This is a genomic window from Microbacterium sp., from assembly GCF_049661145.1.
In the GTDB taxonomy this organism is placed as follows: Bacteria; Actinomycetota; Actinomycetes; order Actinomycetales; family Microbacteriaceae; genus Microbacterium.
Genome location: NZ_JBASZT010000388.1, coordinates 1 through 9,659 on the forward strand (window position 1 = coordinate 1; position 9,659 = coordinate 9,659).

Here is a 9,659-nt window from a genome sequence, read left to right on the forward strand (position 1 = left end):
CGCCAGCGCCGCGGGCGCGGACGCCGTCGATGCGGCGGCGGCACCGCTGGCCGGAACGACGAGCCAGCCCTCACTCTCCGCCCTCGTCGCAGCCCTCGCCCACACCGACCGCGATACCGGACTGGATCTCGATGCGGTGGGTGCGCTCGAGCCGTACTGGGAAGCGGTGCGTCACCTCTACCTGCCGTTCGAGTCGGGCCTGCCCGGCCCGACGGGCCGTGTCTACCACCACGAGATCCCGGGTGGGCAGCTGTCGAACCTCCGCCAGCAGGCGATCGCCCTGGGACTGGCCGACGAGTTCGAGCGGATCGAGGATATGTATGCCGCGGCTGACCGCATCCTTGGCCGCATCCCCAAGGTCACACCCTCGTCCAAGGTCGTGGGCGATCTCGCGCTCGCCCTTGTCGCGGCGAACGCCGAGCCGGCCGACTTCGAGGCGAATCCGCAGAACTACGACATCCCCGACTCCGTCGTCGGATTCATGGCCGGCGAACTGGGAGACCTGCCGGGTGGCTGGCCGGAGCCGTTCCGCAGCCGCGTGCTGGCCGGGCGCGAGGTCAGGATCGAGATCCCGCCGCTGACCGACGAGGAGCAGGCGGGGCTGGCGGGGGATGCCGCGACCCGCCGCCGCACCCTCAACCGGTTGCTGTTCCCCGGACCCGCGAAGGAGTTCGAGGCGACGCGCGAGGCGTTCGGCGATCTCTCCACCCTCGGCACGCCGGACTACCTGTACGGCCTCAAGCCCGGCGAGGAGCACGTGGCCGAGATCGACCCCGGCGTGCAGCTGTACGTCGGCCTGGAGGCGATCGGTGAGCCCGACGCGAACGGCATGCGCACCGTCATGACGACCCTCAACGGGCAGCTGCGCCCGGTATGGGTGCGGGACCGCTCCGTCGCCGTCGAGAAAGTCGCCGTGGAGAAGGCCGATACCAGCAAGCCCGGTCAGGTCGCGGCTCCCTTCGCGGGCGTCGTGACGATCAAGGTGGCCGTGGGCGACAAGGTCCGAGCCGGTGGGCCGGTGGCCTCCATCGAGGCGATGAAGATGGAGGCGGCGATCACCGCGCCCGTCGACGGGACCGTGGAGCGGATCGCGATCGCGGCGACGGCGCCGGTCGAGGCCGGCGACCTTTTGCTCGTGGTTCGGCCTGCCGACTAGCCTGGCATGGGGCGCGTGACGCCCGCGAGCTGCCGGCCGGACCTCCGGCCGTGACCTGGAGCGTGCAATTGTGATGCCATCTGTGACGCCTGACGGCAACGACACTGCGTCGGACGATGCCGACCGGGGAGTGCTGGAAACCTCCACCGGCGTCGACGCCACCGGTATCGGCATCGTCGGCGGCGCCACGGCGCAGGTCGATGTGACTCTGCCGACCCCTCGGGACGAGGACGACCTCGACGACGATGGCGTCGTCCTCGACGACGATGCCACTGTTGTCGCGGACGCTGTGCTCGTGATGGATGCCGGCGTCGTGACGGCCGAGGAGGTCATCGAGCCCGCCACCGCGATCGTGGCCACGGCATCCGTCGCGAAAGACGGCCACGAGCGTCTCCGGCCGCGCACGTCCGAGGTCGCACTGCAGTCGCGGCGGCTCGGTGACTTCGAGGCGGGCCGAGAGAGCTCGGATCTGCTGACCGCAGACCGGCTGCTCGACCCCGCTCACGCGGTGCGTCCCGAACCCGAGGGCGCGTGGCGCCACCTCCTGTACACGCTGTCGGGCCGGCGCGTGAACCTCGGCGACAGCAAGCGCGCCCGCGCGCGCAAGGAGCTCGACCGCCGCATCGCGGCGCCGCTGCAGGGCGGAGCCAAGTTCGTCCCCGTCCTATCCCGCAAGGGCGGTGTGGGCAAGACGACCATCACGATGCTTCTTGGCATGGCTTTGGCCGATGCGCGCGAGGACCGGGTGATCGCGGTCGATGCCAACCCCGACCGCGGCACACTCGCCGACCGCATAGGCCGTTCGAGTGGCAGGACGGTGCGCGACCTGGTGCGGGCCCAGGACGATGTCCGCGGCTTCAACGACATCTCCGACATCGTCGCGCGCGACCACACACGCCTCGACATCCTCGCCTCCGATGCCGACCCGCGCGTGTCGGAAGCGTTCAACGACGACGACTACCGCAGTGTCGCCGAGGTGGCGGCGCATTTCTACTCCGTCGTGCTCACCGACACCGGAACCGGCATCGTGCACTCCGTCATGAATGCGACCCTCGATCGTGCCGACGTCGTCGTGGTCGTCGCCGGTCTCAGCGTCGATGAGGCGCGCTTGGCCTCCGAGACCCTGACCTGGCTGGAGACCAATGGCTTCGCCGATCTCGTCCGGCGCGCCGTCGTCGTGCTGAATACCGCGCGTCCGGGCGCGGCCTTCGTGCGCGCCGACGAACTCGAGGCGCACTTCGGCAGTCGAGTGCGCACCGTGGTGCGCGTGCCGTACGACCCCCACATCGCCTCGGGCAGCGCCATCACGTTCCGCGATCTGCAGGCGCAGACGCGCGCGGCAGCGCGGCAGTTGGCGGCGACTCTCGTCGAAGGTCTGCGTCAGCAGGCTGCGGCCTGATGGCCGTCCGTCCCATCCGGGTGTTCGGCGACCCCGTCCTGCGGGAGGTCTGCGCACCCATCGAGGTCGTGGACGACGGCATCCGCGCTCTCGTGCAGGATCTGCTCGACACCGTCGCGCTGCCGGGGCGGGCGGGGGTCGCCGCCCCGCAGATCGGTGTCGGGCTGCGGGCTTTCAGCTACAACATCGATGGCGACATCGGGTACGTGCTCAACCCCGTGCTCGTCGAGGTCGATGGTGAACCGGAACTCGTGGGGGAGGGATGCCTGTCGGTTCCGGAGCTGTGGCACGACACTCCGCGGTATCCGTGGGCGAAGGTCGTCGGCATGGACCTCGACGGCGGCGAGGTCGTGCTCGAAGGCGACGGGCTCCTCGCCCAGGCGCTGCAGCACGAGACCGATCACCTCGACGGCAAACTGTACCTCTCGCGGCTCATGCCCGATGAGCGCAAGGCCGCAATGCGCCGCATCCGCGAATCCACCTGGTTCTGAATCGTATTCGCCACCGGTGGGGGGCGATCAGCCGAGCGACACGTTGGTCGTGTTCACCGGCACGTTGTAGAGGTCGTGCACGGCATCCGCGAAGTCGTCCATGATGACGTTCCGCTTGATGCTCATCTTCGGCGTGAGGTGGCCGGACGCCTCCGTCCACTCGGTGTCGAGGATCGTGAACTTGCGGATCGACTCGGCACGCGAGACGCCCTTGTTCGCGATGTCGATGGCCCGCTGGACCTCGTCGCGCACCTTCGAGTTGCGCGCGGCATCCTTCAGGGACATGTCCGCGGAAAGGCCGTTGTTGGCCAGCCACGTGGGCAGCATCTCGGGATCGAGGGTGACGAGGGCCGCGATGAAGGGCTTCTGGTCGCCGACGACCACGACCTGGCCCACGATCGGATTGGCGCGGATGGGGTCCTCGAGCGCTGCGGGGGCGACGTTCTTGCCGCCGGCGGTGACGATGATCTCCTTCTTGCGGCCGGTGATCGTCAGGAATCCCTCTCCGTCGAAAGAGCCGAGGTCTCCCGTTCTGAACCACTCGCCGTCGAAAGCGGCGGCCGTCGCCTCGGGGTTGCGCCAGTACTCCTTGAAGACGTCGATGCCGCGGACCTCGATCTCGCCGTCCTCGGCCAGGCGCACGCCGACGCCGGGCAGCACTGGGCCGACCGTGCCGATCTTCGACTTGCTGGCGAGGTTGACGGTTGCCGGAGCCGTCGTCTCGGTGAGCCCGTACCCCTCCAGGATCGTTACACCGAGGCTGTGGAAGAAGTGTCCGAGGCGCGGACCGAGCGGCGCCGACCCGGAGACGGCGTAGGTGACGCGACCGCCCATCGCATCGCGCAGCTTGCTGTAGACGAGCTTGTCGAACACGGCGAACTTCAGGCGGGTGCCGAGCGGCACCTTCTTGCCCTCCTGCTGCAGCCGGGAGTGCTCGACGGCGGTGTGCGCGGCGGCGCGGAAGATCTTGCCCTTTCCGCCCGCCTCTGCCTTCTGCTCGGCGGAGTTGTACACCTTCTCGAAGACGCGGGGCACCGCCAGCAGGAACGTCGGCTTGAAGGATCCGAGCGCGGGCAGCAGCTGCTTCGTGTCGGGCTGGTGGCCGGTCTTCACCCCGGCGTGGATGTCGAGGATCGAGATGAACCTCGCGAACACGTGCGCCGTCGTGATGAACAGCAGCGTCGACGCGCCCGGGGTCGACACGACCTCCTCCAGCGCCTTCGCGGAGTTGCGCGACAGCTCCACGAAGTTGCTGTGCGTCAGCACGCAACCCTTCGGGCGGCCGGTCGAACCCGAGGTGTAGATCAGCGTCGCGATGTCCGACCCGACGGCAAGGCTGCGTCGGCGCTCGATCTCGTCGTCGGAGATGTCCGTGCCCCCGGCGCGCAGCGCGTCGAGGCCACCGGACGCCATCGTCCACACTTCACCCACGAGCGGTACCTCGGAGCGGATCTGGGCGATCCGCTCGGCGTGCTCGGTAGACTCCGCAATCACTGCGGTGGCCCCGGAGTCGGAGAGGATCCAACTGATCTGCGCGGCCGAGCTCGTCTCGTAGATCGGGACCATGACGGCGCCGGCGAAGAAGAGGGCGAAGTCGACCAGCGTCCACTCATAAGTGGTGCGGGCGATGAATCCCACTTTGTCGCCGGGGGCGACGCCTGCGGCGGCGAACCCCTTTGCCAGGGAGATGACCTCGCGCTGGAACTCGGCGGCCGTGATGTCACGCCAGCCGTCGCCGTCAGGGACGGCGAACAGAGCCAGCGACGGCGTGGCCTTGACGCGTTCGACAAGCAGGTCGGACACGTTCGCCTGAGGGTCGGCGGGGACGACGGCAGGGACTTCGAACTGAACGGCGCTCATGGGCGGCAACTCCTTCGGTACCGGGTGGCGTCGGGCGTGACGGGTGACATCGAGTCTAGCTGATGGTGACACTCAGTCCCGCTGAGTGCGGGGGATGCCGACCGATTGCACGGCATTCGCGCCCGGTGAGACTGTGTCTCCACACTAGACTCTCGATGCCGTTCCGTCGCGGACTGCGGAACGGAGCAGACGCGCGGTCGGGGTCGGCGCGGAGCGGGGGAGCCACTGAATGTTCTACTGGGTCATGAAGTACATCGTGATCGGGCCGATCGTGAAGGCGATCTTCCGGCCCTGGATCGTCGGACGCAGCAATGTCCCGGCATCCGGCGCGGCGGTCCTCGCTTCCAACCACCTTTCGGTGAGCGACTCCATCTTCCTGCCACTCATGATCGACCGCCCGATGAGCTTTCTCGCCAAGAGCGACTACTTCACGGGCAAGGGCATCAAGGGCTGGGCCACCCGTATGTTCATGAAGGCGACCGGGCAGATCCCCATCGACCGCACCGGCGGCAAGGCCTCGGAGGACTCCCTCAACACCGGCCTGCAAGTCCTCGGGCGGGGAGACCTGCTCGGCATCTACCCGGAGGGCACACGCAGCCCCGACGGCAAGCTCTACCGCGGTCGCACCGGCCTTGCGCGGATGGCGCTGGAAGCCCGCGTTCCCGTCGTGCCGGTCGTCATGGTGGGCACCGACGACATCATGCCGATCGGGCGCAGCGTGCCGCGCATCGGCCGTGTCGGCGTCGTCATCGGCGAACCGCTGGACTTCTCGCGCTTCGCGGGCATGGAGTCGGACCGCTATGTGCTGAGGTCCGTCACCGACGAGATCATGGTCGCGCTGCAGCGCCTGGGGGAGCAGGAGTACGACGACGTCTACGCCTCGACGGTGAAGGACCGCGTGCGCCAGCTAAACTGAACGGATGCCCTCTCCGCACGCCGAACTGGATCACTGGCGCACGCTCCCCATCAAACAGCAGCCGAACTGGCCCGACGCGGATGCCGTGGCCGCCGTCTCGGACGAGCTTGCGACACTGCCGCCACTCGTGTTCGCCGGCGAGGTCGACAACCTGCGTGACCGGCTGGCGGCGGCCGCCGCCGGCAAGGCGTTCCTGCTGCAGGGCGGCGACTGTGCCGAGACGTTCGCGGGCGCTACCGCCGCGCAGATCCGCAACCGCATCAAGACCGTGCTTCAGATGGCGGTCGTCCTCACCTACGGTGCGTCGATGCCGGTCGTGAAGATGGGTCGTATGGCCGGGCAGTTCGCCAAGCCTCGCTCGAGTGACACCGAGACGCGCGGCGAGGTGACGCTGCCGGCGTACCGCGGCGACATCGTCAACGGCTACGACTTCACGGCGACTTCGCGAGCCGCCGACCCGCAGCGACTGCTGAAGGGGTACCACACTGCGGCATCCACCATCAATCTCATCCGGGCGTTCACGCAGGGTGGATTCGCCGACCTTCGCGAGGTCCACAGCTGGAACAAGGGCTTCGCGCAGAATCCCGCCAACCAGCAGTACGAGCGCCTGGCTACCGAGATCGACCGTGCCATCAAGTTCATGGAGGCCGCCGGCGCCGACTTCGACGAGCTCAGGCGCGTCGAGTTCTACACCGGACACGAGGGCCTGCTGATGGACTACGAGCGGCCGATGACCCGCATCGACTCGCGCACCGACACGCCGTACAACACGTCAGCGCACTTCGTCTGGATCGGGGAGCGCACGCGCGAGCTCGACGGCGCGCACGTCGATTACTTCTCGCGCATCCGAAACCCCATCGGAGTCAAGCTCGGGCCGACCACGTCGCCCGAGACCGCCCTGGAGCTCATCGACAAACTCGACCCGCAGCGCGAGCCCGGTCGCCTCACGTTCATCACGCGCATGGGTGCGGGGAAGATCCGCGACGCGCTGCCGCCGCTGCTCGAGGCGGTGAGGGATGCCGGGGCCACCCCGCTATGGGTTTCCGACCCCATGCACGGCAACGGCATCACCACTCCGACCGGCTACAAGACGCGGCGGTTCGACGATGTCGTGGACGAAGTGCGCGGGTTCTTCGAGGCGCATCGGGCCGTCGGGACCTTCCCCGGCGGCATCCATGTCGAGCTCACCGGCGACGACGTCACGGAATGCCTGGGCGGCAGCGAGCAGATCGACGAGGCGACCCTCGCGACCCGCTACGAGAGCCTGTGCGACCCGCGCCTGAACCACATGCAGTCTCTGGAGCTGGCGTTCCTCGTCGCCGAGGAGCTCGAAAAGCGCTGACCGCGCTCGTGCGGCTGCCGATCGCGCCGGCACGTTCTCCGCGGGTCCACCGGCCACAAGAGAGCCTGCTCAGAACGATGCGGTGATTTCGAGTTCGATCGTGCTGTCGCGCGTGCACCTCGTGCCCTCGGAGTTGCAGGTAGCGCTCTGCGCGGGCGACTGGCCGGTCACCTGAGTGACTCCGTCGAGCACAGCGTCCCAGAATCCGTTGTAGGTCACCTTGAAGCCTGCGTCCGTGAGCTTCTTCTTCGCTTGATCGCGCGTGAGTGCGGGGTCGGCCACGACGTCGGGCACGTCGAACAGCTGCGGCCCCTTCGAGACGACGAGCGGAACGGTGTCGTTCGGCCGGAACGGGCCGCCGTCGTCGCGCTCACCGACCCTGATGACGTGCCCCTCTTCGACATCGTCGCTGAAGGCCGTCGTGACCGACGAACTCAGCCCGACGTCCTCGAGGGCCGCGATCGCGGCATCCACGCTGTCCCCGACGATATCGGGCACAGGGCCGAGCGACACCTCGAACGCCACCGTGGAGGTCTCCAGAGCGGTGCACCCGTTCGTGCACTCGACGGCGTCTCCCCCACCCGGCGGCGTGACGAACGCACGGATGACGGTTTCGGCCGGGGCGTCCGTGAAGAACTGCGCGGGATCGGCTGACGGCGTGATGTAGAGCTCCGCCAGCGCTCTCGTCGCGTCGTCGAGATTCTGCGCCGCCAGGGCCGGGATATCGTGCGACGCAGGTCCTAGCGAGACGATCACCGTGACCTTGGCGTTCATCGCCGCGCGCGCGCCGGCTTCGGGATCCGTGCGGATCGCCTGCCCCTGCGGGAAGTCGCGGCTGTAGTCGGAGCCGGGGACGGCCTCGAGCCCGTGCGAGGCGAGGATGCCGGTGGCCTCCTCGATCGGCCTCCCTGACACGTCGGGTACCACCACGAGCGAGCCAGGGCCCGAGCCGAACCACCAGCCGGCGCCGCCGGCGACACCCGCCAGCAGCAGCACGAGCACGATCAGCCACCCGCCCTTGCGCGCGTTGCGGCGTGCTCGCCGCCGCAACCGCGTCGCGTTGTCGACCTGGTCGGTCACCACCGGGGCGGTGAAAGTGCCCGGCATGACCTTGGTGAGCTCGTCGGAGTCCACACCGTCATCGAGGACGACGATGCCGGGCGCCGGGGCGCGCACGACGTGCGGAAAGACGCCCAGCTCGGTCTCGATCTCGCGCAACCGATCGAGCATCGCCTGGGCGTCCGTCGGCCGGTCATCGGGGGTGCGTTCCGTCGCCCACATGACCAGTTCGTCGAACTGCTCCGGGATGGCGGGGTTGCGAGCACTCGGGCGTGGCACCGAGTCGGTCGCGTGCTGATACGCGATCTGCATCGGCTGCTCGCCCTTGTAGGGCTGCTCGCCGACGAGCATCTCGTAGAGCATGATGCCGAGGGCGTAGATGTCGCTACGGGCGTCGGCCGTGCCGCGCGTCACGAGCTCGGGAGCGAGGTAGGCGATCGTCCCGAGCAGCATCTGCCCCGTCGCGGTGTTCGCGCTCGTCGCCCGGGCAAGGCCGAAGTCGCCGATCTTGATGCGGCCGTCCTCGGCCAGCAGGACGTTCTCGGGCTTGACGTCGCGGTGCACGATGCCGGCGCGGTGCGCGGCCGCGAGGCCCGACAGCACGGCATCCATGATCGTGATCGTCTGCGGAATGGTGAGGCGTCGCTGCTCGCGCAAGAGCTCTCGCATCGTGATGCCGGGCAGGTATTCCATGACGAGGTAGGCCATCTCGCCGTCCTGGCCCTGATCGAACACGTTCACGACATTCGGGTCGGCCAGTCGCGCGGCGGCGCGCGCCTCCTGAATGAACCGGCTCTGGAACACCGTGTCGTCGGAGAGATGACCGTGCATCACTTTGAGCGCGACACGACGCTCCAGCCGCAGGTCGGTCGCGACGTACACCGTCGCCATGCCGCCGCGCGCGATGCGAGCACGCACCCGGTATCGGCCGTCGACCAGACGGCCGATCAGCGGGTCCGTCTGCTGACTCGTGCTCACTCTGCGATTCTAGAGAGCGGAAGCCGCCGGATCGGGGATCGCCTCACCCGGGAGGACGTGAGAGTGGAATAGTGGAAGTGTGACTGCCGACACCGCCGCCACAGCCTGGCTCACTCTCCCCGAACTCGTCGAGGTCCTCGGCGAACCGCTCGGCCGCGTCCGACGCCTGCTGGACGAGAAGCACCTCGTCGGGTCCCGACGGGGCGGGGCATTCGCGGTACCGGCCGTCTTCGTACTCGACGGACGCCCGGTGTCGTCGTTGCGCGGGACCGTGATCGTGCTGCAGGACGCGGGTTTCAGCGATGACGAGGTGATCGACTGGCTGCTCGCGACCGAAGACTCGATCGGCCGCCCGCCCATCGAGTTGCTGCGCGAGGGCCGCAAGAGCGAGGTCCGCCGCGTCGCCCAGGCGCTCGCCTGATCGAGGCAGGGCTCACGCCGCGCGCGCCGTCGCGTCG

The 9,659-nt window shown here is 68.6% G+C and carries 8 protein-coding genes; 6 read left to right on the top strand and 2 right to left on the bottom strand.

Annotation, left to right across the window (positions count from 1 at the left end):
- The 3 genes from WBP48_RS16025 to def form a co-directional block, all read left to right on the top strand.
- Positions 1-1,156, top strand: a 1,156-nt coding sequence (locus WBP48_RS16025) for a biotin/lipoyl-containing protein (RefSeq protein ID WP_424441748.1), incomplete at its 5' end; no start/stop codon positions are given.
- A gap of 73 nt (positions 1,157-1,229) precedes the next feature.
- Entirely contained in the window at positions 1,230-2,555 is a 1,326-nt protein-coding gene (locus tag WBP48_RS16030) for an AAA family ATPase (protein ID WP_424441749.1), read from the top strand.
- Entirely contained in the window at positions 2,555-3,046 is a 492-nt protein-coding gene (def, locus tag WBP48_RS16035) for a peptide deformylase (protein WP_424441750.1), read from the top strand. Before WBP48_RS16030 ends, def begins: the two co-directional genes overlap by 1 nt.
- 27 nt (positions 3,047-3,073) lie before the next feature.
- Here the strand turns inward: def and WBP48_RS16040 are convergent, their stop codons facing one another.
- Positions 3,074-4,906 carry an AMP-dependent synthetase/ligase gene (locus tag WBP48_RS16040; RefSeq protein WP_424441751.1) on the bottom strand — a complete coding sequence of 611 codons (1,833 nt, stop codon included), beginning with the start codon at positions 4,904-4,906 and terminating at the stop codon, positions 3,074-3,076.
- Positions 4,907-5,135: 229 nt separating this feature from the next.
- Between WBP48_RS16040 and WBP48_RS16045 the strand changes: the two genes are divergently transcribed.
- Complete coding sequence (locus tag WBP48_RS16045; RefSeq protein WP_424441752.1) at positions 5,136-5,822, top strand: lysophospholipid acyltransferase family protein; 687 nt, start codon at positions 5,136-5,138, stop codon at positions 5,820-5,822.
- Positions 5,823-5,826: 4 nt separating this feature from the next.
- Positions 5,827-7,164, top strand: coding sequence for a class II 3-deoxy-7-phosphoheptulonate synthase (locus WBP48_RS16050; RefSeq protein WP_424441753.1), 1,338 nt, complete (start codon positions 5,827-5,829; stop codon positions 7,162-7,164).
- 69 nt (positions 7,165-7,233) lie between these two features.
- On the opposite strand, the gene pknB is transcribed toward WBP48_RS16050, so the two are convergent.
- Positions 7,234-9,201, bottom strand: coding sequence for a Stk1 family PASTA domain-containing Ser/Thr kinase (gene pknB / locus WBP48_RS16055; RefSeq protein ID WP_424441754.1), 1,968 nt, complete (start codon positions 9,199-9,201; stop codon positions 7,234-7,236).
- Positions 9,202-9,280: 79 nt separating this feature from the next.
- Between pknB and WBP48_RS16060 the strand changes: the two genes are divergently transcribed.
- Positions 9,281-9,622, top strand: coding sequence for an Rv2175c family DNA-binding protein (locus WBP48_RS16060; protein WP_424441755.1), 342 nt, complete (start codon positions 9,281-9,283; stop codon positions 9,620-9,622).
- Positions 9,623-9,659 lie beyond the last annotated feature (37 nt).

Excerpts from the sequence above, each read along its gene's own strand:
- WBP48_RS16045 (WP_424441752.1), top strand. The coding sequence starts at position 5,136 with ATGTTCTACTGGGTCATGAAGTACATCGTGATCGGGCCGATCGTGAAG.
- def (WP_424441750.1), top strand. The coding sequence starts at position 2,555 with ATGGCCGTCCGTCCCATCCGGGTGTTCGGCGACCCCGTCCTGCGGGAG.
- WBP48_RS16030 (WP_424441749.1), top strand. The coding sequence starts at position 1,230 with ATGCCATCTGTGACGCCTGACGGCAACGACACTGCGTCGGACGATGCC.
- WBP48_RS16040 (WP_424441751.1), bottom strand. The coding sequence starts at position 4,906 with ATGAGCGCCGTTCAGTTCGAAGTCCCTGCCGTCGTCCCCGCCGACCCT.
- WBP48_RS16050 (WP_424441753.1), top strand. The coding sequence starts at position 5,827 with ATGCCCTCTCCGCACGCCGAACTGGATCACTGGCGCACGCTCCCCATC.